The sequence below is a fragment of the Kribbella sp. NPDC058693 genome, from assembly GCF_042715335.1.
GTDB lineage: Bacteria > Actinomycetota > Actinomycetes > Propionibacteriales > Kribbellaceae > Kribbella > Kribbella jiaozuonensis.
In genome coordinates this window covers 1,236,605-1,256,799 of record NZ_JBHXSQ010000003.1, presented here as the reverse complement: position 1 = coordinate 1,256,799, position 20,195 = coordinate 1,236,605, and the positions used below count along the sequence as shown (strand labels likewise).

The window sequence follows — 20,195 nt, the reverse complement described above, 5'->3', positions numbered from 1 at the left end:
GTTCGTCAGAGCTTGTAGTCCTCAAGCAGGCGACGGCCGATGATCATGCGCTGGATGTCGGCCGTGCCTTCGCCGATCAGGAGCATCGGCGCCTCGCGGTAGAGACGCTCGATCTCGTACTCCTTGGAGAACCCGTACCCGCCGTGGATGCGGAACGAGTCCTCCACCACCTGCGAGCAGTACTCACTGGCCAGGTACTTCGCCACGCCGGCCTCGAAGTCGTTGCGGGAGCCGCTGTCCTTCTTCCGGGCCGCCTTCACCATCAGCTCGTGCGCCGCCTCGACCTTGACCGCCATGTCGGCCAGCCGGAACAGCACCGCCTGGTGCTCGGCGATCTTCTTGCCGAACGTCTCCCGCTGCTGCGCGTACGAGATGCCCAGCTCGAACGCCCGCCGCGCGACACCGCACCCGCGCGCCGCGACGTTCACCCGGCCGACCTCGACGCCGTCCATCATCTGGTAGAAACCCTTGCCCGGGACGCCGCCGAGGATCTGGGCGCCGTCGATCCGGTAGCCGTCGAACACCAGCTCGGTGGTGTCGACGCCCTTGTAGCCCATCTTCTCGATCTTGCCGGGAATCGTGAGGCCCTTGTCGACCTCGCCGAACCCGGGCTCCTTCTCGACCAGGAACGTGGTCATGTTCTTGTAGACCGAGTCCTGTCCCTCGTCGGTCTTCACGAGGACGGCGACCAGGTTCGACGAGCCGCCGTTGGTCAGCCACATCTTCTGCCCGTTGACGACGTAGCTCTCGCCGTCCTTGACAGCCTTGGTCTTGATCGCGGCGACGTCGGAACCGCAGCCCGGCTCGGACATCGAGAACGCGCCGCGGACCTCACCGGTCGCCATCCGGGGCAGGTACTTCTGCTTCTGCTCGTCGGTGCCGTGCTGGAGCAGCATGTACGCGACGATGAAATGCGTGTTGATGATGCCGGAGACGCTCATCCAGCCGCGGGCGATCTCCTCGACACACAGCGCGTAGGTGAGCAGCGATTCGCCCAGGCCGCCGTACTCCTCGGGGATCATCAGGCCGAACAGGCCGAGTTCCTTGAGGCCCTCGACGATCTCGGTCGGGTACTCGTCGCGGTGCTCGAGCTCGGTGGCGACCGGAAGGATCTCCGCCTCGACGAACGCGCGCACCGTCTTCAGGATCTCCTCCTGGATGTCGGTCAGCCCGTCGGTCTGCTGCAGCCTGCTCATCCTCGGCTCCTTCGGTCGGCTTACCCGCGAGTATCTCGGCTTTCAGCATCCCGGTAGGAGGGTGACACCCGCTGTGACATCGACCACCTGACGGAGGTCGCGTGGCTCACTCGTCGTTGTTGTTGTGGTCCTGGCGCGGCAGTGCCTGGCCGATCGTCTGGAACAGCGCGGCGATCTGCGGCGTCGCCTGCCAGCGGTGGTGCTGCTGTGCCTCGAACAGACGCTGCCGGGCGGCGTAGAAGTTCCGCGCCGCCGAGCCCAGGTCGCCATGGTCGAGCGCCTCGGCAGCCCGGTCCAGCTGCTGCGCGGCGTCGCGTGGCGCCTTGCTGCGGCTGCCCTGCTGCGTCGCGCGGACCTGTGCGGCCAGCGTCCTCAGGTTCTGCACCAGGGCAGCCTGCGGGTTCTGCGGGGTCTCCTTGGTCGGAGTCGGCTTGGGCGTGGGCTTCTTCGACGGAGTCTTCGAAGGCGTCGGCTTCGGTGTCGCCTTGGGAGCGCTGGTCGCCTTCACCACCGGCGCAGACGGCGTACCGCCAGCCTGGGCCGGCGGATCGGTCGTCACACCGGACCGGAGCAGTAGAGCGCCTACCACGCCGGCTACGACGACAGCAGCCGCTACACCGATCTTTGCCAGTGGGAGTGCACGTCGCGGCGCCCGGTGCCCGCTGCTGGTCTCCGCGTCGTCCTCTTCCCACTTCCCGACGCCAAGGACCTCCGCGGCGGCGGCAGGTGGGGTGAAAGCCAGCACCTGGGTCTGGCTGGCCGGTGTGAGGAGTGCGGCCACGTCAGCGGACGACGACGGGCGGTCTGCCGGGTTCTTCGCCAGCAGGTGCGTGACGAGGTTCGACAGCTCCGGCGGTACGTCGGTGCGCGTGATCGGCGGCGGCGGTACGTCGAGGTGTTGGCGCATCACCACGTCGACGGTCGGACCCGTGAACGGCGGCGTACCGGTCAGGAGCTCGTGCAGGACGCAGCCGAACGAGTACCAGTCACTCGCGGGCGTGGCCGGTTCGCCACGGACCTGCTCCGGCGACACGTACGACGCCGTACCGAGCAGAACGCCCAGTCCGGTCGTCTCGTTGCCGGCCCGCTTGGCGATGCCGAAGTCCGTCATCTTGAGCGTGCCGTCAGGGGCCAGCAGCAGGTTGCCGGGCTTCACGTCGCGGTGGACGATCCCGGCCTCATGTGCGGCGTCCAGCGCGCGGGCGCCCTGGATGGCGATGTCCGTGACCAGCTCGGCCGCCGGGAGGCCCGCAGTACGCATGAGCTTCTGGAGGTCGGGGCCCTGGACGAGTTCCATCACCAGGAAGACATGGTCGCCAGCAGCGCCGACGTCGTACGTCGCGACGACGTTCGGATGGGTCAGCCGGGCTGCGGCCTGCGCCTCCGCCTGGAACCGCTGGACCGCGTCCATGGGGTCGCCGTCGAGACTCCTGAGGAGTTTGACCGCTACCTGCCGGGCGAGGACGGTGTCCTCGGCCTGCCACACCTCACCTGCACCGCCCCTGCCGAGCAGGGACACCAACCGGTACCGACCTGCCAGTACCTCGCCGTTCACAAACCACACCTTCCGCAGTGGACCGCAACACCTTAGGCGGGATGCAGCCGAGGATCGAGTCCGCGGTGGAATCCTTCAGAAAGCCTTCCGGAACCTCTGCAGACTGCGATCGGAGTACTACGGTGTGTCGCATGAAGCGATCGATTCCCGCCCTGATCGCGGCCACCCTCGTCGCCGCGACGCTGACCACCGGTACTGCGTCCGCCGCCCCGGCGCACCGCCCGAAACCCGTCGTCAAATGCGAGTTCACGCCGACGCCCGAGAATCCGGCCGCCAAGCCGGTGCGGATCCCGTCCGCGACCGCGCGGGCGAAGGGCACGGTCGACGTGTTCTTCCTGACGAACTACGGCCCGTTCGTCGTCCGGATGGACCGCGCCAACGCACCGTGCGGGGTGCACAACTTCGTCCATCTGGTGCAGAGCCGGTTCTACGACTCGACGCAGTGCTTCCGGCTGACGAACTCGGCCCGGCTCGGCGTACTGCAGTGCGGCGACATCTACCGCCAGGAAGAGGGCGGACCGGGGTACAAGTTCCCTGACGAGGTGACCGGCAAGGAGACCTACCCGCGCGGCACCGTTGCCTACGGCAACCAGGGTCCGGGCACCAACGGCAGCGAGTTCTTCGTCGTCCACTCGTTCGCGAACATCGCGCCGAACTACACCGTCCTCGGCCACGTCATCGCCGGTATGTCCACCTTCGACCGGATGGTCGCCGCCGGTATCGCCGACCCCGACCAGGACGGCCCGCCGGTGAAGCCGATCCGCATCTACAAGGTCTGGAGCTTCTGAGGGGAGGGTAATTCCCCACCTCCCGGCCTTACCGTGGCGACGTGGGCACCCGCGGACGACCGAGACATCCCGACGTACTGACACCTGCCGAGTGGCGGGTGGTGCACCTGGTGCGGCACGGCCTGTCGAACCGCGAGATCGCACAACGCCGCGGAGTCAGCGTCGACGCGGTCAAGTTCCACGTCGCGAACGCCTTGCTGAAGCTCGGCCTGGATCGCCGGGCCGAGCTTCGCACCTGGCGCGGCGTGCCCGCGGACAGCGCGCTACGAGGACAAGGAGCCCAGGCCATGGAGCTAGGTGACATCGGACAGATCGCCCGCCCGGTCAGCGATATCGCGACCGCGGTCGACTTCTACGGGAAGGTGCTGGGCCTCCCGCACCTCTACACGTTCGGCGATCTCGCCTTCTTCGACTGCGGCGGCACGCGGTTGTTCCTGAGCGCCACCGACGAGCCGGCCGAGCCTTCGATCCTGTACTTCCGCGTCGACGACATCCAGACGGCGTACGACGAACTCCGCGCCCGCGGGGTGGAATTCGAGCAGGCGCCGCACCTCATCCACAAGCACGACGACGGCGTCGAGGAATGGATGGCGTTCTTCCCCGACCCGGACGGTCACCTGCTGGCGATCATGGCCCAGGTCGGGCCTTAGTCCGCCGGCGGTTGCCAGATGTCGGTGCGGGTCAGGCCGGCGGCGCGGCCCTTGGCGGAGATGACCAGTGCCATCTTGCGGGACGCCTCGTCGATCATCTCGTCGCCGAGCATGACCGCACCGCGGGCGCCACCGGCCGCCGAGGTGTAGTGGTCGTAGGCGTCGAGGATGTTCTCGGCGTGGTCGTAGTCGTCCTGGCGGGGCGAGTAGACCTCGTTCGCGGCGGCGATCTGGTCGGGGTGCAGGACCCACTTGCCGTCGAAGCCGAGCGCGGCCGAGCGGCCCGCGACGCGGCGGAAGTCGTCGACGTCCTTGATCTGCAGGTACGGGCCGTCGATCGCCTGCTTCCCGTGCGCCCGCGCGGCCATCAGGATCTGCATCAGGATGTAGTGGTACGCGTCGCCGACGTCGTACCCGGGCGGCTGCTCGCCGACCACCAGCGACTTCATGTTGATCGACGCCATGAAATCGGCCGGACCGAAGATGATCGTCTCGACCCGCAGCGAGGCCTGCGCGATCGCGTTCACGTTGGTCAGGCCGAGGGCGTTCTCGATCTGCGCCTCGATGCCGATCCGGCCCGGCTCGTACCCGTGCACCTTCTCCAGTTGGGTGAGCAGCAGGTCGAGTGCGACCACCTGCTCGGCGGTCTGCACCTTCGGCAGCATGATGCAGTCCAGGTTCGCCCCGGCGCCGGCGACGACCTCGATCACGTCGGCGTACGTCCACTCGGTGGTCCAGTCGTTCACCCGGACGACGCGGAGCTTCGTACCCCAGCCGCCCTCGTTCAGCGCGGCGACGATGTTCTTCCGGGCGTCGGCCTTCGCGATCGGCGCGACCGAGTCCTCGAGGTCCAGGAACACCTGGTCCGCGTCCAGCCCCTTCGCCTTGGCCAGGAACCGCGGGTTCGACCCCGGGGTGGCCAGACAAGACCGCCGACTGCGCAAAACCTGTTCCGACATGTGACCTCCACTCGGTTACCCACCGGTCACCGGCAGCGTACGGCGAAACGCACGCGACCTGCCCGGTGACATCGCTCACTGTGACACTCTTGGCCCGTGGAGATCGACGACGCTGTGACGGAGATCGCCGGCGTGATGAAGAAGGCCGGCCTCGTCTGGCTGTCCTGGAACGGCGGACGCCCGGCCCCGGCATGGTTCGCGACCGTCGACGGGCAGTACGTCGTACTCGCTGACGCCCGCGACAGCGCCGAGCAGCCGCTTCCCGGACTCGCCACGGCGGGCGCGGCACAGGTCGTCGTACCGGCCAAACCGGCAACCAACCGGCTGGCCAGCTGGACGGCGACGGTACGGCGGCTGGAGCCCGGGACCGACGAGTGGACGGCAGCCGCCCAGGTACTGCGGACCGAGCGCCTCAACGCGGCCGGACTGGACACGCAGCTCGACCGCTGGCAGACCGAGGCCGACATCCTCGTCCTGGAGCCGACCGGCGAGATCACCGAGACACCGGGACGCTACGACGCCACTCCGCGCGCCGAGGCCCCGATCCCGACCGGTGCGACCACGCGAGGCAAGGCACCCATCACCCTGCACCGCGCGATCCGCCGCCGCCCCAAGCTGAGCTGACTACAGCCAACCGCGATCGCGCGCGTGCCAGCCGAGCTGCAGGCGCGAGCGGGAGTGCGTCTGCTCCATCAGCTGCTGCACGCGGCGCGCCACGGTACGGCGACTGATCCCGAGCCGAGCACCGGCCGCGTCGTCGGTCAGTCCAGCGACCAGGAGTGACAGTAGGTGCCTGTCCTCGGCGGACATCGCCTCCTCGGCCTCCAGACTGTTCGACTCGGTCACCGAGAGCGGGCTGGCCCGATGCCACACGGTCTCGAACAGTGCGACGAGTGCGTCGAGCAGACTGCACGGATGGACGAGCAGAGCCGCGTCCTGCGCCGGCGTAGCCCAGTCCAACGGAAGCAACGCGAGCTCCCGGTCCGCTACGGCGAGCTTGGTCGGCAGGAGGTCCGCGATGCGTGCCTGCTCCCCCGCCCGGACGTGACTGACCGCGCTGGCCGCGAGTACGGCATCTCCGAGCGCTGAGCTGTCGTAGACCACCCGATACGCCACACCAGCGCCCTGCCGCGCCAGCTGCGTGCTGTTCACCTCGGCCGACGCGACGTACGGCGGGGCGACCAGCTCACGCATCTCGACCCGAGCCGTCCGCTGCACACGGTCGAACGCCATACCGACGGCAGTCTCCCCGGTGACGATCTCGATGAGCTCCTCGGTCCGCCGGGCACCGCCCTGCCTGGTCGCCTCGGCAGCCAGCCGGTACGCCGCCTTACGGATCCGCTCGAACTCCTCCTCCTGCCGCTGCACGAGCTGCTCCACGGCAAGCTCCGGCGGCACGGGGACGATCAGCTCGCCCGGCGCCGGCGTACGGTGCACGAACCCTTCGGCCTGCAGTACGTCGACCGCTCGCTGCACCTCCTCCACCGGCCGGCCGAGCCGCGCGGCCAGATCCGCCAGTGACGCAGCGCCCCACCGGATCAGGTCCAGGTACGCGGCCTCGTTCTCGGCTCCGAGCCCGGTCGATCCCTGCATGTCAGTCCCCACTTCGCCGTCGCCCGAGGTAAGAAGTCTACGAAGCGTCCTCAGCTGAGACTCCGGCTCCGCGGGTTAGCCTTCGGACATGACCGGATCACCGTCGCGCGTGTACGTCGCCCGGTTGGCGGGATTGCCGGTGTACGACCCGAACGGGGACCAGGTCGGCAAGGTCCGCGACGTGGTCGCCATGATGCGCCAGGGCAACCAGCCGCCCCGGGTGCTCGGCTTGGTCGTCGAGGTGTTCACCCGGCGCCGCATCTTCCTGCCGATGACCCGGGTCACCTCTGTCGACGTCGGCCACGTGGTCACGACCGGTCTGCTCAACATGCGGCGTTTCGAGCAGCGCCCGACCGAAGTACTCGTGCTGGGCGAGCTGCTGGACCGCACTGTCACGATCACGGACACGGGTACGTCCGCAGTGGTGTTCGACATGGCGATGGAGCAGTGGCGGACCAGGGACTGGGTGCTGACCAAGGTGGCGGTCCGGGAGGGCTCGAGACGGTTCCGGCGGCGCGGACAGACGCATGTGCTCGACTGGAGCGACGTGACCGGGTTCACCCAGGACGAGGAGGGTCAGGGCGCCACACACATCCTGGCCGCGTTCGAGTCGATGCGTGCCGCGGACCTGGCCGGCGTACTGCATGATCTGTCGCCCAAGCGCCGCAAGGAGATAGCAGTCGCACTGGACGACGAGCGACTGGCCGATGTGCTCGAGGAGCTGCCGGAGGATATCCAGGTCGAGATCCTCGCCGGTCTGGACACCGAGCGGGCCGCCGACGTACTGGAGGAGATGTCCCCGGACGACGCGGCCGACCTGATCGCCGAGCTGCCGACGGACACAGCCGAGCGCCTGCTGACGCTGATGGAGCCGGAAGAGGCAGAGGACGTACGGCGGCTGCTGACGTACGAGGAGCACACTGCCGGCGGTCTGATGACGTCCGAGCCGGTCATCCTGCCGGTGGACGCCACGGTGGCCGATGCGCTGGCCCAGGTACGCAATGCCGATCTCAGTCCGGCACTCGCCGCGATGATCTACGTCTGCCGTCCGCCGCTGGAGACGCCGACCGGACGGTTCATCGGGATCGGCCACATCCAGCGGCTGTTGCGCGAGCGACCGTCCGAGCTGGTGTCCGCCGTACTGGACACGGACCTGGACGGGCTGCGGCCGGACGACAGTCTGCAGACGGTCAGCAAGTACCTGGCGACGTACAACCTGGTCGCGGCGCCCGTGCTCGACGACGACGGCAGACTGCTCGGTGCGGTGACCGTTGACGACGTACTGGATCACCTGCTGCCGGAGGACTGGCGGGAACACGATCACACGGAGCACCCGGCCCAGGAGGGGGACCACGATGCCTCGTGACGACCGCAAGACCGACGATCGTCGCCAGCGCGGCAGCAGCAGCGCGGCCGAGGAACGCCGGCTGATGCGCAGCACCAACCGGCTGGACATCCCGCGCGAGCTGCGCCGGACGATCGCACTGCGCTCGGCGTACGACGCGGACGCGTTCGGGCGGCTGTCCGAGCGGATCGCGCGCTTCCTCGGCACCGGGCAGTTCCTGGTCTACATGACCGCGACGATCCTGTTCTGGGTCGGCTGGAACATCTTCGCGCCGGAGAGCCTGCGCTTCGACCAGTACCCGTTCATCTTCCTCACCCTGGCGCTCAGCCTGCAGGCGTCGTACGCCGCTCCGCTGATCCTGCTCGCGCAGAACCGGCAGGAGGCCCGCGACCGGGTGCAGTACGAGCGCGACCGCGACGTCGACGCCCGGACCCGTGCGGACATGGAGTTCCTGGCCCGCGAGATGGCGTCGCTGCGGATGGCCGTCGGCGAGGTCGCGACCCGCGACTTCCTCCGCTCCGAGCTGCGCTCGCTGCTCGCCGACCTGGACCTGAAGAGCCGCGAGGACGACCGGGTTTGACCCCGAGCTACCCTCACTATCAGGTGAGGAAAAGGACGTGGGATGAAGACTCGATTTGCGCCTGACCGAGGGCTTTCCAGCCGGATGCTGATCACCAGTTTCCTGCTCGGTCTGCTGTACGTCGGTTTCGTCGCACTGCTGATCGCGCTGACGAAGAGCGCCGTGCTGGCGGTCGTCATCGCGGGCGGTGCGCTGTTCGTGCAGTACTGGTTCTCCGACAAGATCGCGTTGTACGCGATGCACGGGCGGATCGTCACGCCGGAGCAGGCTCCCGAGCTGCACGGCACGATCGACCGGCTGTGCGCGCTGGCCGACATGCCGAAGCCGCGGGTCGCGATCGCCGACGTCGACCTGCCGAACGCGTTCGCGACCGGCCGCAACCCGAAGAACGCGGTGGTCTGCGTGACCACCGGCATCATGCGCCGCCTGGACCAGGACGAGCTCGAGGGCGTGCTGTCGCACGAGCTGTCCCACGTCGCACACCGCGACGTCGCCGTGATGACGATCGCGTCGTTCCTCGGCGTACTGGCCGGCCTCATCACCCGCTTCGGGCTGTACGGCGGACTGGGCCGCAACCGTGACCAGAACACCGCGGTCATCGTGCTCACGATCATCGCGGTATCGATCGCCGTGTACGCGATCTCGTTCCTGCTGACCCGCGCGCTCTCGCGGTACCGCGAACTGGCGGCCGACCGTGCCGGCGCGATGCTGACCGGCAGACCGTCCGCACTCGCGTCCGCGTTGACGAAGATCAGCGGGGATATCGCGCGGATACCGTCGCGCGACCTGCGCCAGGCGGAGGCGTTCAACGCGTTCTTCTTCGCCCCGGCGATCTCCGGCAAGGCCGGCGCCAGCCTGTCGTCGCTGTTCTCGACCCACCCGTCGCTCGAGAAGCGCCTCGACCGCCTCGGTGTGCTGTCCCGCGAGCTGGGCGAGCAAGCTTAGGCACATGGGTCTTCTCGATATCTTGCTCGGCCGGAGCAAAGCCGTCCCGCCGAACCTCGACCAGCTGTTCTCCGTTCCGTCGGCCGCAATCACCTTGGAGACCGCGGCCGGCTACCGTCCGACCGGCAGTGGCTCGGTCTGCTTCAAGGCAGCCGAAGGCGGCGGGTTCTCCACGCTGCGCGACGAGGTCGACAAGCTGCTCGCGCTCGACAACGGCAAGTTCACCAGCACGACGGACTCGTACGGCTTCACCTGGCTGGTCCGGCAGACGGCTCCCGACGACCTGGAGACCCTGGTCACCGACCTGCACGCCGTCAACTCGTCACTCGTGGACGCCGGCTTCGGCTCTTCGCTGCTGTGCACGTTGGTCGCGTTCAGCAACGGGACACAGTCGGTCGGCCTGGTGTACCTGTACAAACGCGGCACCTGGTACCCGTTCGTCCCGGCCGGCACCGACCGCCGCGACAACGCCACCGAACTCCAGATCAAGTCCGTCATCGGCGCCGACCTCAACTTCGAGCCGGACCTCTCCCGCTGGTTCCCGATCTACGGCGCACCCGGCCTGTGAACTAAGGGTTACCTTGCCGGGCCTACGTCACATGGACCGTGGTCGGTCGGTTGTGGGTGAGCACGTAGCCTTGGGGCATGGCTCCCACTGCTGATCAGGTGACCGCGGCGCTCGGTGGCGTGCTGGATCCGGAGATCAAGAAACCGATCACGGACCTGGGCATGGTCGAGTCCGTCGTCGTCCGTGAGGACGGCGTGGTCGCCGTACGCATTCTGCTGACCGTCGCCGGCTGTCCGATGAAGGACACGCTGCGCCGCGACATCACCGCCGCGGTGGGCAAACTCGACGGCGTCGCCGGGGTCGAGATCGACCTGGGTGTGATGTCGGCTGAGCAGCGGGCGGCTCTGCAGACGCAACTGCGCGGTGGTGTGGCCGAGAAGGAGATCCCGTTCTCGCGGCCCGACTCGCTGACCAAGGTGTTCGCGATCGCGTCCGGCAAGGGCGGCGTCGGCAAGTCGTCGGTGACGGTCAACCTGGCGGTCGCGATGGCGCGGCAGGGCCTGTCGGTCGGCGTACTGGACGCGGACATCTACGGGCACTCGGTGCCGGCGATGCTCGGCGTCGCGGACGAGCGGCCGACCGCGGTGGACGACATGATCATGCCGGTGCCCGCACACGGCGTGAAGGTGATCTCGATCGGCATGCTGAAGCCGAAGCGCGATCAGGTGGTCGCGTGGCGCGGTCCGATCCTGGACCGGGCGCTCGTGCAGATGCTGGCCGACGTGTACTGGGGCGACCTCGACGTACTGCTTCTGGACCTCCCGCCCGGCACCGGTGACATCGCGATCTCGGTCGGCCAGCGGCTGACCAGCGCCGAGGTCATCGTGGTGACGACGCCGCAGGAAGCTGCCGCGGAGGTCGCCGAGCGCGCCGGGACGATGGCGCAGATGGTCCACCAGCGGGTCGCCGGCGTGGTCGAGAACATGTCGTACCTGCCCTGCCCGCACTGCGGTCCTGAGCACCGCATCGAGATCTTCGGCTCCGGCGGCGGTACCCGCGTCGCCGAGACGCTGTCGGCCCGGCTCGGGTACAACATCCCGCTCCTCGGCGAGATCCCGCTGGACGAGCGCCTCCGCGCCGGCGGCGACCTCGGCCAGCCGCTCGTCGCGGCCGACCCCGAGACCGCGGCCGCCCAGGTCCTCGACAAGATCGCCGGCACCCTCGGCGGCAAGCCCCGCGGGTTGCTCGGCCGTCAGCTGGGCCTCTCCCCCGCGGGACGATAGCCCGCGCGGTAATTCCGGCTGAAGGTGGCCGTCGGTTGGTGTTGACTTGGCCGGGTGCCGATTCCTGCTGAGCATCCGGTCCTGACCGACGGGGTGGTGACGCTTCGCGCGCCCCGACTCGACGACATCGAAGGCCAGGCCGAGCGCAACGCCGAAGGCGGCCGGTACCGCACGGCCGAGCACGCCCGGCGCTGGATCACCTTCGGCATCACCGACGCATGGAAGCAACGCGAGCGGCTGATGTTCGTGGTCGAGTACCAGGGCCGGTACGCCGGAACCGTCGCCCTGGAGCCCGATGTGGACGACAACGCCCGTGTGCACTACGGCCTCTCGGCGTGGGCTCGCGGTGCCGGGGTGATGAGCCGCGCGGTGCGGCTGATCCTGGAATTCGGCTTCACCACCTGCGGTTTCCACGTGATCCGCTGGTGGGCCCGGGTCGGGAACTGGCCGTCGCGGCGGGTCGCGTGGGCCACTGGATTCCGGCTGGGTGAGACGATCCCGGACATGGCGGAAGAAGGCGGCGAGCGGGTCGACGCGTGGACCGGGTGGATCGGGCCGGACGACAAGCGGGCGCCGCGGTACCCGTGGTTCGAGCACCCGATCCTGGAGACGCCGCGGTTGCGCCTGCGGACGTGGCGCGAGGACGAGATCCCGCGGATCACGACGGCCCGGACCAACCAGACGACCGCGCACTTCCTGCCGTTCATCCCGCAGCCGTTCACGGCGGAGGACGCCCGCTTCTGGCTGAAGGACATGGCCGAGCAGGCCGCCGCCGGACGGCGGTTCAACTGGTGCGTCGCGGATGCCGAGACCGACCAGGGGCTGGGGAATCTCACCATGTTCGGCATCCATCACGGCGAGGTCCGCGATGCCGAGCTCGGCTATTGGATGCACCCCGACGCGCAGGGCCGTGGCGTGATGGCCGAGGCGATCCAGCGAGTCGCCCAGTGGTACTTCGACGACGAGGGCTTCGGCGGCCGCCGGCTCTTCATCCGTACGGCGGGCACCAACACCTCAGCCCGCCGTACCGCCGAGAAGGCCGGCTTCCGCCACGTCGGCACCGAACGCGCCGCCTTCCACATCTCCAGCCACGTTGACGACAAGGTCACCTACGACCTTCTCGCCACCGACTACTTGTAACCGCGGAAGAAGGTCCGGATGTCGCCGACGAGCAGCTCCGGCACCTCCATCGCCGGGAAGTGACCGCCTGCGTCGTACTCGTTCCATGAGGTGTACATGCCGTACGGGTCGACCTCGCGCCGGACCGACATGTCGGTGGCGAACACCGCCACGGCGACCGGCGGCGGAGTCGGGGCCTCCCAGCCCTCGGCCGGCTCCGCCGACTTGGTGGCGAACTCGCGGTAGGCCTGCATACCTTCGTACACCGAGTGGGCAGCCGACGCCCCGCCCTCGGTGAACCAGTAGATGCTCACGTTCGTCAGCAACTGATCGAGATCGACGGCGTCCTCCGGCAGCTCACGGTCAGCGTCCGTCCACTCCTTGAACTTCTCCACGATCCACGCGAGCTGAGCCACCGGCGAGTCCGTGAGTCCATAGGCGAGGGTCTGCGGACGTGTCGCCTGGATCGACAGATAGCCGATGCCGTCCTCGCGCCACGCATTGAACCGCTCGGCCCGCTCGCGCTGGCTTCCCTCGAGCCCGTCCAGCGACAGCTCCGGACCGAACGGGAACGGCGCCGGACCGTTGATGTGCGCGGCGATCACGCGATCGGCCGCGACCATGCCGAGCATCCCGACGACACCGGAGCCGACATCGGTGCCTTGGGCAAGGAACCGGTCGTACCCGAGCCGGGTCATGATCTCGGCGAACGCGCTTGCGACCCGGAACAGGTTGCCCCAACCGGGCTCGGCAACCGGCGAGAAGCCGTAACCGGGGATCGACGGCAGCACCAGATGTACGGCGTCCTCCGCCTTACCGCCGTGGGCCACGGGGTCGGTCAGCGGGCCGATGACTTGTAGGAACTCGGTGAACGAGCTCGGCCAGCCGTGGACCATCAGCATCGGCCGGGCAGCCGGCTCGTTCGACCGGATGTGGACGAAGTGGATCGGCTGGCCGTCGACCTCGGTGACGAACTGCGGCAGCTCGTTCAGCTCGGCCTCGGCCCTACGCCAGTCGTAGGTGTTCTGCCAGTACTCCGCGATCCGCCGCAAGTAGCTGGTCGGGACTCCGCGGGTCCAGCCGAGACCGGGGAGCTCCCGCGGCCACCGGGTGTTCGCGAGCCGTGCGTGCAGGTCGTCGAGCTCGGCCTGCGGAACCTCGATGCGGAAGGGGTGAATCTCGTTGGTCGTCATGAGTACGACACTAGGAACGATTGCGGAAAGGACGGTTCCGCGTTCGAGAGGATGCTGAAGATATGTTGGAAACCTCGGCGCGATTGCTGCGACTGCTCTCCTTGCTGCAGCTGCATCGGCACTGGAGCGGCCCGGAGCTGGCCACGCGACTGGGTGTGACGACGCGGACTGTACGCAACGACGTCGAACGCCTGCGATCCCTCGGCTACCCGGTCGACGCGACTCCCGGAGTCGCCGGCGGCTATCGGCTGGGCGCCGGTGCCGCACTGCCTCCACTGCTGCTCGACGACGAGGAGGCCGTGGCTGTGGCGGTCGGCCTGCGGACAGCAGCCAGCGGCTCGGTCGCGGGCATGGAAGAGACGTCCGTACGGGCGTTGGCCAAGCTGGAGCAGGTGCTGCCGTCCCGGTTACGGCGTCGAGTCAACACGCTGCACAGCTACACCGTGCCAGTGCCGGGTTCAGGTCCGGTGGTGGATCCGTCGGTGCTGGCGACGTTGGCGGCCGTCTGCCGCGACCACGAGCGACTGCGCTTCGACTACAACTCACATTCGGGTACGTCGTCGGTCCGGGAGGTCGAGCCGTACCGCCTCGCCTACCTGCGGGGACGCTGGTACCTGGTCGCCTTCGATCTGCACCGCGCCGACTGGCGGACGTTCCGGGTCGACCGACTGACGCCCAGGATCCCGACCGGGCCGCGCTTCGTGCCGCGGGAGTTGCCGCCGGAGGGCGTCGCGTCGTACGTCGATCAGGGTGTTTCGACGGCGATGTGGGAGTTTCGCGCGCGGATCCGGGTGTTCGCGCCGCTGTCGGTCGTGGCGGCCCGGCTGCCGGCGACGGCGGGTGTGCTGACCGAGATCGACGAGACCTCCTGCTACCTCGACGCCGGCTCCGACGACCCCGGGATGTTGCTGCGGTACCTGAGCATGCTCGACCTCGACTTCTCCGTCGCCGAGGCGCCGGAACTCGTGGACGAGGTACGCAAACTGGCCGCCCGCTACGCCCGCGCGCTGGAGTGAGTCGACCAGATCGGGCGGAGCGGCTTGAGGCCTTCCTCGACGTACTGCGCGATCGGGCGCTCGCCGCCGTCGAGGTACCACTGCTCGAGCGCGGAGAAGTAGCCGAAGACCAGGGCGTTCGCGGCGACGCGGGACTGGGTCTCGGTGAGGTGTCCACCGGCCATCATCGGGGCGATGCGCTGGCTGGCGCGGTCGAGTGAGGCGCAGAACGCCGTCCGGACCGACGGCTCTTTGAAGAAGTACCGGATCCGCCGCCACGGGATCGGCTCGGAGCCCTCCGGCGCCGTCTCGTAGCTGCGGACGATCTGGACCATGCTGCCGACCGGGTCGTCGAGATCGAGGAGCTCCTCCAGCGCCTCCTGGCTCATCGTGTCGAACTCGTCGGCGACGATCAGCCCTTCCTTGGTGCCGAAGTACCGATAGACCGACGAGGGCGAGACCTCGGCCGCGGCGGCGATCTCCTCGATCGTGACCGCGTCGAACCCGCGCTCGTCGAACAGGTCGAGCGCGCGCTCCTGGATCGTCCGTCGCGCCTTGACGCGCCATCGTTCCCGCAGACCGGTAGCCATGGTGAGACAGTAACACGCTTCAGCAAGTCACTGTCTGATACAGTCACTCGCATGAGACAGTCACTTTCTGAAAAACGCACAGCGCTGATCGCGGTCGGACTTTCGGTCCTGCTCGCGGTGATCGCGATCGTCGACCAGGCGGGCAGCCGCAGCCTGTTCGACCACGCCACGTCGGCGTACGCCGCGCACGGCAAGGAAGCGTCCGAAGGGGCGCTCTACGGCCTGCTGTACGGCGTTGCCGTCCTCGATGTCCTGCTCTGGCTGGCGGTCGCCGGCCTGGCCCGCTCACACCGCCTGGCCGCGGCCGTCCTGGGCGTCGTCGTCACGCTGCTGACGGCGTCCCTCGGCCTGACGCTCATGCTCGCGTCGGAGTACGGCGTACACCCGTACACGCCGCTCTGGGGAGTGCTCGCGCTACTGCCGGCGGCAGCCGGAGCCGTCGCGACCGCCCTGCTCTTCCGGCGGAAGTAACCCTCAGGTGGATTCGGGGTCGTACGGCGGGCGCTGGCCGGCCGGGAGGCGCTCCGGGACGGAGTCGGTGAAGTCGGTGACCGGCTTCTCGTCCTCGTCCATCGGGTCGAGCAGGTGCTTGCGGACGAAGTTCTTCGGGTTCAGGTCCTGGAGTTCGAGGTCGGCGAACTCCGGGCCGAGCTCGCTGCGCAGGTCGTTCTGCGCGTTGTTCACCATCTGACGGACCTGCCGCAGCAGGCGTCCCGCCGTCCGCGCGAACTCCGGCAACCGATCCGGTCCGAAGACGAGCACGGCGACGATCGCGATCACGACCAGCTCGAGTGGCCCGATGCCGAACATGTCCCCACCTCACTTCTGTCCACGGACGTCGACCAGCCTATATCGGGTCCGGTCATGGGTTGTCAGCCGATCTGCTGGGCGAGCTTCAGGTTGACCGTGCGGGACCGTCCGCCACGCTCGTACGCGAGCAGCACGCTCTCCCCCGGCTGGTGGGTGCGGATCGCGACGATCAGCACCTCGGCGCTGTCCACGGGCTCGTTGTTGATCGCGGTGATCACGTCACCGACCCGCAACCCGGCCCGCGCGGCCGGCGAGTTGGCGGTCACCGCGCTGACCCGGCCGCCGCCCTCGAACGACATGTCCACGCTCGCCCCGATCACGGGGTACGACGCCTTGCCGTTCGCGATCAGCTGCTGGGCGGTACGCCGGGCCTGGTCGATCGGGATCGCGAACCCGAGCCCGATGCTCCCGCTCTGCCCCTCGCCGGAGCCCGGAACGGTCGCGATCGCGGAGTTCACGCCGATCACCCGCGCGTTCATGTCGACGAGCGGACCGCCGGAGTTGCCCGGGTTGATCGCCGCGTCGGTCTGCAACGCGCTGATGTACGACGACGCCTGGCCGGTGTCGTCGCCCGTCGTCACCGGCCGGTTCTTGGCCGAGATGATGCCCGAGGTGACCGTGCCGGCCAGGCCGAGCGGCGAGCCGATCGCGACCACGTCCTGCCCGACGACCGCCTGGTCCGACTGGCCGAACTGCACCGACGGCGCGTCCAGACCGACCACCTGCACGACAGCCAGGTCGTACGCCGGGGAGCGGCCGACGAGCCGCGCGGTCGCGGTCTTGTTGCCGTTCGTCGAGACCTGGATCGAGCCGCCGTTGGCCGCGGCCGCCACCACGTGGTTGTTGGTCAGGATGTGCCCGACGTTGTCGATCACGAAGCCGGATCCGGTCGCCTCGGAGTTGTCCGAGCCGTCGACCTTCAGCTGGACGACACTCGGCAGCAGGGTCGCGGCAACGGCCGAGACCGAGCCGGTGCGGATCTTCGGGTCGGTGCCGGTGCCGACCGGCGGGTTGGGCTGATCGGCGATCGGGGCGCTGCCGCGGTTGCCGAGCGCGACCACGGCCGTGGCCGCCCCGGCTCCGGCGATGACGCCGATGATCAGCGCGATCAGACCCGCGATCGCGACGATGCGGTTCACCTTCGGCGGCTCGGCCGTGTACGAGCGGGCCTGCTGCACATGCCAGTCGGCCGGTGGCGGCGGGACGTACGTCGGCCGGTACTGCGGCTGCTCGGTCGGCCAGGCCTGGCCCGGGTACAGCGGCTTGAACCGGGGATCCTGCGGCTCGGGCTGCCCGAAGCTGCGCTGGGTGGTGGACCGGCCGTTGGTCGGTGGGCCACCGTTGGTCAGCGGGCCACCGTTGGTCGGGCGGCCGCCGTTCGTCTGCCGGTAGGCCGCGTCGGAGCCGGGGGTCCGTAGCGGCATCGCCCCGGCGCCGAGCGGCGGCGGGGTCAACCCGCTCAACGGCGACGAACCGACGGGCGACGGCTGGGGCGAAGCTGAGGCTGGAGGAGGACCGGCGGACGGCTCGGAGGTGGTGGGCGTGGCCGCGCTGGGATCCGCGGTCGCCGGATTCGGAACTGTCGGCTCGGCGTCGTCGCTTGTCACGGTCCCCGCCTCACGTCGTCGTCGTGGTCGTCGGTCGGAAGCCCCTCCGGGGGTAACCGGAGGCCCTTCCAGATTCGATTATCCCAGCTTCGGCGAGAGTGCACCCATCGGAGTGAGCCAGGTCGCGATTTTGGCCAGCCCGGTGCCGAGCCGCTCGATCGCCGTCAGCTTGATCGGGACGTCGTGCCCGAACGCCCGGACCACCTGTCCGAGCTGGTCCGGGGGCAGGTCCCCGATCAGCGTGTAGACGATCCCGCCGGACGACCAGACGACGTACGACGGCATTCCGTACCGCTGGTAGACGCCCGGGCTGTCGGTGCTGCTGAAGCCTGCGACCGCGGCCGGGTCCAGCGTGCCGCGCTGCTCGAACACCGAGACGTTGAACAGCCCGTCGGAGTACGAGAACTGCAGCGAGCCGTTGGCGGTGTCCCGGTGGACGTCGTACAGCTTGAGCGACGCGGGCAGCTCCGGGGCGCACACCCAGCCTTGGGAGCGCAGGTTGTCGACCTTGCCCATGCCGACCGCTTCTACACCGCTGGGCAGCATCGGCGGCAGGTGGCCGAGGAACTCGGAGTTCTCGATCTCCAGCTCGGTGAACACTGTGGCCCGGACCATCGTCTTGCCGTCCTCGCTGAACAGCTGACGCTGCAGGAGCAGTCCGGTCGCCTTGTCGATCCAGAATCGGGCAGCCAGTGTCTTGTCGTCCCGGAGCGCCTCCACGAGCACTGCGGTCCGTCCGATGAGGTCCGTGCAGCACTTGTCGACCAGCTGGTACGTCGCCTGCAGCAGCGACAGCGGTCCGCCGTCGATCGCGGCGTCCGTGGTCGTGGCACGCTGCACGAACGCCTTCGCGCCCGGAGCGGACGACGAACCGAGCACGCTGATCTCGGAGCCCTGCGACGCCGCGTGGGTGATGTCGAACATCGCCGAACTGGCGCCCTGCGGTCCCCAGGCGGTGATGATCTGCGTGCCGTGGTACGAGACCCGGTTCGGTGCGGCGGCTGCGCGCTGCAGCCAGCTGACCGCGGTCGGCGAGTCCGCCTTCGAGAGCGCCGGTACGGCGGCCGCGGACGTGGGCAGGCCGAAACCGATCAGTGCTGTGCTGACCAGGACGGCGAGCCGTGACAGGCTCACCGGTCAGCGCCCGGTCAGGGCCACCGGCTGGAGCGTCGAGGTCAGCCCGGCGTACCCAGAACCGTTGTAGGAGTTGAGCACGGCGACCGGGTCGGCGAACGGCGCTCCGCCGCTCGTGGTCGCGTGATCGGACGTGAAGCTCGCGACCGGCGGCTGCAACGCGGGCGGCTGCTCCGACCGGGACGGGTCGCCGACGACGAACGCAGTACCGAGCAGGGAGGCGACGGCGGCGGCCGAGCCGGCTGCGCCCAGCACGCCGGTGCGGCGGCGGGACCTGGTGCCGCGGGCGGAGCCCGGACGGGTGCCACCTGTGCGGCCAGCCGGGAATGCAGAGCGCTGCGGGAACAGGCTGACGGCCGGCGTGAGCACCGGGCGGACCTCTTCGCGTGGCTCGGTCGAGAACGACGAGACGCCCATCAGGCGCTGCATGAGGTCGGTGGACGGGTCCTGCGAGTCCAGGCCGGCCATCCGCGCCTTCAGCCGGCGCTGCGCGTCCACCTCGGCGCGGCAGGTGTCGCAGCCGACCAGGTGGCTCAGGACCTTGTCGCGGGAGTCGTGGTCGAGCTCTCCGTCGACCACGGCGCTCAGCTTGTCGAGCGGGTGTTGCAGGCTCATCGGAGGTCGCCTCCGTCGCTGAACAGGCCACCGTCTGCCGGTGGACCGCCGACCCGGGTCTGGCCGGACCGCGGGGCCCGGTGCTCCAGGTGCTTGCGCAGCATCGACCGGCCGCGGTGGATGCGGCTGCGGACGGTGCCGAGCTTGACGTCCAGGACGTCCGCGATCTCGTCGTACGTCATGCCCTCGATGTCGCAGAGCACGACGGCGGCGCGGAAGTCCTCGGGCAGCGCGTCGAGCGCGTCCTGCACGTCGTGGTCGAACAGGTCGGAGTCCAGCTTCTCGGCCGGGCCCTCGCCGTTGGCCGGCAACCGGTCGTGGGCGTCCTCGGGCAGGCCGTCGAAGCGGATCCGCTGCTTGCGGCGGGCGCCGTCGAGGAACAGGTTCGTGGTGATCCGGTACAGCCAGCCCTCAAAGGTGCCCGGCGTGTACGACGACAGCGAGCGGAAGACCCGGACGAACACTTCCTGGGTCAGGTCCTCGGCGTCGTGCTTGTTACCGGTCAGGCGGTAGGCGAGCCGGTAGACGCGGGCGGAGTGGGTGCGCACGATCTCGTCCCACGAGGGCAGCACCTCGGGCGCCACCGGCGCGGGTGCGGTCCTGGTGTCGGCGGGCTTCACCGCGACGCCTCCCTGGGTCCTCTCGGCAATAAGCGTGAAGGCCATGGTGCCGCGGTCACCGTCCTCTGCGCACGTCGGGAAAACCCGGGCCGGACCCTGGTTTGTTCGTA

22 protein-coding genes are annotated in these 20,195 nt (G+C 69.1%); 11 read left to right on the top strand and 11 right to left on the bottom strand.

Annotated features, from left to right (window positions below; genetic code table 11):
- Positions 1-5 precede the first annotated feature (5 nt).
- Positions 6-1,196 carry an acyl-CoA dehydrogenase family protein gene (locus ACFWUU_RS24245; protein ID WP_380178451.1) on the bottom strand — a complete coding sequence of 397 codons (1,191 nt, stop codon included), beginning with the start codon at positions 1,194-1,196 and terminating at the stop codon, positions 6-8.
- 106 nt (positions 1,197-1,302) lie between these two features.
- Positions 1,303-2,751: a serine/threonine-protein kinase gene (locus ACFWUU_RS24240; RefSeq protein WP_380178449.1), complete on the bottom strand. Its 1,449-nt coding sequence runs from the start codon at positions 2,749-2,751 to the stop codon at positions 1,303-1,305.
- 131 nt (positions 2,752-2,882) lie between these two features.
- Between ACFWUU_RS24240 and ACFWUU_RS24235 the strand changes: the two genes are divergently transcribed.
- Together ACFWUU_RS24235 and ACFWUU_RS24230 are read left to right on the top strand one after the other, a co-directional pair.
- Positions 2,883-3,539, top strand: coding sequence for a peptidylprolyl isomerase (locus ACFWUU_RS24235; RefSeq protein WP_380178447.1), 657 nt, complete (start codon positions 2,883-2,885; stop codon positions 3,537-3,539).
- Positions 3,540-3,580: 41 nt separating this feature from the next.
- A complete protein-coding gene (locus ACFWUU_RS24230; protein ID WP_137258256.1) occupies positions 3,581-4,189 on the top strand; it encodes a VOC family protein in 609 nt (202 codons plus the stop codon).
- On the opposite strand, the gene ACFWUU_RS24225 is transcribed toward ACFWUU_RS24230, so the two are convergent.
- Positions 4,186-5,148 carry an HpcH/HpaI aldolase/citrate lyase family protein gene (locus ACFWUU_RS24225; RefSeq protein ID WP_380178445.1) on the bottom strand — a complete coding sequence of 321 codons (963 nt, stop codon included), beginning with the start codon at positions 5,146-5,148 and terminating at the stop codon, positions 4,186-4,188. The two genes, ACFWUU_RS24230 and ACFWUU_RS24225, sit on opposite strands and share 4 nt — an antisense overlap.
- A 96-nt stretch (positions 5,149-5,244) precedes the next feature.
- Between ACFWUU_RS24225 and ACFWUU_RS24220 the strand changes: the two genes are divergently transcribed.
- A complete protein-coding gene (locus ACFWUU_RS24220) occupies positions 5,245-5,772 on the top strand; it encodes a hypothetical protein (RefSeq protein WP_137258258.1) in 528 nt (175 codons plus the stop codon).
- Here the strand turns inward: ACFWUU_RS24220 and ACFWUU_RS24215 are convergent, their stop codons facing one another.
- On the bottom strand, positions 5,773-6,741 hold the full coding sequence (locus ACFWUU_RS24215; RefSeq protein WP_380178443.1) for a helix-turn-helix domain-containing protein: 969 nt from the start codon (positions 6,739-6,741) through the stop codon (positions 5,773-5,775). It abuts the gene before it with no gap.
- 88 nt (positions 6,742-6,829) lie between these two features.
- On the opposite strand from ACFWUU_RS24215, the gene ACFWUU_RS24210 reads away from it, so the two are divergent.
- The 6 genes from ACFWUU_RS24210 to ACFWUU_RS24185 all read left to right on the top strand — a co-directional run bounded on the left by ACFWUU_RS24210 (position 6,830) and on the right by ACFWUU_RS24185 (position 12,542).
- A complete protein-coding gene (locus ACFWUU_RS24210; RefSeq protein ID WP_380178441.1) occupies positions 6,830-8,107 on the top strand; it encodes a magnesium transporter MgtE N-terminal domain-containing protein in 1,278 nt (425 codons plus the stop codon).
- Complete coding sequence (locus tag ACFWUU_RS24205; RefSeq protein WP_137258261.1) at positions 8,097-8,666, top strand: DUF1003 domain-containing protein; 570 nt, start codon at positions 8,097-8,099, stop codon at positions 8,664-8,666. The genes ACFWUU_RS24210 and ACFWUU_RS24205 overlap by 11 nt, the downstream gene beginning before the upstream one ends.
- A 42-nt stretch (positions 8,667-8,708) precedes the next feature.
- Positions 8,709-9,611: a zinc metalloprotease HtpX gene (htpX, locus tag ACFWUU_RS24200; RefSeq protein WP_137258262.1), complete on the top strand. Its 903-nt coding sequence runs from the start codon at positions 8,709-8,711 to the stop codon at positions 9,609-9,611.
- A 4-nt stretch (positions 9,612-9,615) separates the two neighbouring features.
- Complete coding sequence (locus ACFWUU_RS24195; protein ID WP_380178439.1) at positions 9,616-10,179, top strand: hypothetical protein; 564 nt, start codon at positions 9,616-9,618, stop codon at positions 10,177-10,179.
- 77 nt (positions 10,180-10,256) lie between these two features.
- Positions 10,257-11,402: an Mrp/NBP35 family ATP-binding protein gene (locus ACFWUU_RS24190; RefSeq protein WP_380178437.1), complete on the top strand. Its 1,146-nt coding sequence runs from the start codon at positions 10,257-10,259 to the stop codon at positions 11,400-11,402.
- 54 nt (positions 11,403-11,456) lie between these two features.
- Positions 11,457-12,542, top strand: a complete 1,086-nt coding sequence (locus tag ACFWUU_RS24185) for a GNAT family N-acetyltransferase (RefSeq protein WP_380178435.1) — start codon at positions 11,457-11,459, stop codon at positions 12,540-12,542.
- Here the strand turns inward: ACFWUU_RS24185 and ACFWUU_RS24180 are convergent.
- Entirely contained in the window at positions 12,533-13,714 is a 1,182-nt protein-coding gene (locus tag ACFWUU_RS24180; protein ID WP_380178433.1) for an epoxide hydrolase family protein, read from the bottom strand. The genes ACFWUU_RS24185 and ACFWUU_RS24180 overlap by 10 nt on opposite strands.
- 62 nt (positions 13,715-13,776) lie before the next feature.
- On the opposite strand from ACFWUU_RS24180, the gene ACFWUU_RS24175 reads away from it, so the two are divergent.
- Positions 13,777-14,730, top strand: a complete 954-nt coding sequence (locus tag ACFWUU_RS24175; RefSeq protein ID WP_137258266.1) for a YafY family protein — start codon at positions 13,777-13,779, stop codon at positions 14,728-14,730.
- Here the strand turns inward: ACFWUU_RS24175 and ACFWUU_RS24170 are convergent.
- Positions 14,709-15,299, bottom strand: a complete 591-nt coding sequence (locus ACFWUU_RS24170; protein ID WP_380178431.1) for a TetR/AcrR family transcriptional regulator — start codon at positions 15,297-15,299, stop codon at positions 14,709-14,711. The genes ACFWUU_RS24175 and ACFWUU_RS24170 overlap by 22 nt on opposite strands.
- 51 nt (positions 15,300-15,350) lie before the next feature.
- On the opposite strand from ACFWUU_RS24170, the gene ACFWUU_RS24165 reads away from it, so the two are divergent.
- The gene (locus ACFWUU_RS24165; protein ID WP_137258268.1) at positions 15,351-15,770 is read left to right on the top strand and encodes a hypothetical protein; all 420 of its coding nucleotides are present in this window, start codon (positions 15,351-15,353) and stop codon (positions 15,768-15,770) included.
- A 3-nt stretch (positions 15,771-15,773) separates the two neighbouring features.
- Here the strand turns inward: ACFWUU_RS24165 and ACFWUU_RS24160 are convergent, their stop codons facing one another.
- From ACFWUU_RS24160 to sigE, 5 genes are all read right to left on the bottom strand, one after another.
- Positions 15,774-16,109: a sec-independent translocase gene (locus tag ACFWUU_RS24160; protein WP_137258269.1), complete on the bottom strand. Its 336-nt coding sequence runs from the start codon at positions 16,107-16,109 to the stop codon at positions 15,774-15,776.
- A 62-nt stretch (positions 16,110-16,171) separates the two neighbouring features.
- Positions 16,172-17,716, bottom strand: coding sequence for a trypsin-like peptidase domain-containing protein (locus ACFWUU_RS24155; protein WP_380178429.1), 1,545 nt, complete (start codon positions 17,714-17,716; stop codon positions 16,172-16,174).
- A 78-nt stretch (positions 17,717-17,794) separates the two neighbouring features.
- A complete protein-coding gene (locus ACFWUU_RS24150) occupies positions 17,795-18,850 on the bottom strand; it encodes a sigma-E factor regulatory protein RseB domain-containing protein (protein WP_137258270.1) in 1,056 nt (351 codons plus the stop codon).
- A 3-nt stretch (positions 18,851-18,853) separates the two neighbouring features.
- Positions 18,854-19,465, bottom strand: coding sequence for an anti-sigma factor (locus tag ACFWUU_RS24145; RefSeq protein ID WP_137258271.1), 612 nt, complete (start codon positions 19,463-19,465; stop codon positions 18,854-18,856).
- Positions 19,462-20,130 (bottom strand): RNA polymerase sigma factor SigE, encoded by a 669-nt coding sequence (gene sigE / locus ACFWUU_RS24140; protein ID WP_380178427.1) that lies wholly within the window; start codon positions 20,128-20,130, stop codon positions 19,462-19,464. The genes ACFWUU_RS24145 and sigE overlap by 4 nt, the downstream gene beginning before the upstream one ends.
- Between the last annotated feature and the right edge of the window lie 65 nt (positions 20,131-20,195).

Coding starts and splice junctions, on each gene's coding strand:
- ACFWUU_RS24245 (WP_380178451.1), bottom strand. CDS start 1,196: ATGAGCAGGCTGCAGCAGACCGACGGGCTGACCGACATCCAGGAGGAG.
- ACFWUU_RS24235 (WP_380178447.1), top strand. CDS start 2,883: ATGAAGCGATCGATTCCCGCCCTGATCGCGGCCACCCTCGTCGCCGCG.
- ACFWUU_RS24225 (WP_380178445.1), bottom strand. CDS start 5,148: ATGTCGGAACAGGTTTTGCGCAGTCGGCGGTCTTGTCTGGCCACCCCG.
- ACFWUU_RS24215 (WP_380178443.1), bottom strand. CDS start 6,741: ATGCAGGGATCGACCGGGCTCGGAGCCGAGAACGAGGCCGCGTACCTG.
- ACFWUU_RS24210 (WP_380178441.1), top strand. CDS start 6,830: ATGACCGGATCACCGTCGCGCGTGTACGTCGCCCGGTTGGCGGGATTG.
- ACFWUU_RS24205 (WP_137258261.1), top strand. CDS start 8,097: ATGCCTCGTGACGACCGCAAGACCGACGATCGTCGCCAGCGCGGCAGC.
- htpX (WP_137258262.1), top strand. CDS start 8,709: ATGAAGACTCGATTTGCGCCTGACCGAGGGCTTTCCAGCCGGATGCTG.
- ACFWUU_RS24195 (WP_380178439.1), top strand. CDS start 9,616: ATGGGTCTTCTCGATATCTTGCTCGGCCGGAGCAAAGCCGTCCCGCCG.
- ACFWUU_RS24190 (WP_380178437.1), top strand. CDS start 10,257: ATGGCTCCCACTGCTGATCAGGTGACCGCGGCGCTCGGTGGCGTGCTG.
- ACFWUU_RS24180 (WP_380178433.1), bottom strand. CDS start 13,714: ATGACGACCAACGAGATTCACCCCTTCCGCATCGAGGTTCCGCAGGCC.
- ACFWUU_RS24175 (WP_137258266.1), top strand. CDS start 13,777: ATGTTGGAAACCTCGGCGCGATTGCTGCGACTGCTCTCCTTGCTGCAG.
- ACFWUU_RS24170 (WP_380178431.1), bottom strand. CDS start 15,299: ATGGCTACCGGTCTGCGGGAACGATGGCGCGTCAAGGCGCGACGGACG.
- ACFWUU_RS24165 (WP_137258268.1), top strand. CDS start 15,351: ATGAGACAGTCACTTTCTGAAAAACGCACAGCGCTGATCGCGGTCGGA.
- ACFWUU_RS24160 (WP_137258269.1), bottom strand. CDS start 16,109: ATGTTCGGCATCGGGCCACTCGAGCTGGTCGTGATCGCGATCGTCGCC.
- ACFWUU_RS24145 (WP_137258271.1), bottom strand. CDS start 19,465: ATGAGCCTGCAACACCCGCTCGACAAGCTGAGCGCCGTGGTCGACGGA.
- sigE (WP_380178427.1), bottom strand. CDS start 20,130: ATGGCCTTCACGCTTATTGCCGAGAGGACCCAGGGAGGCGTCGCGGTG.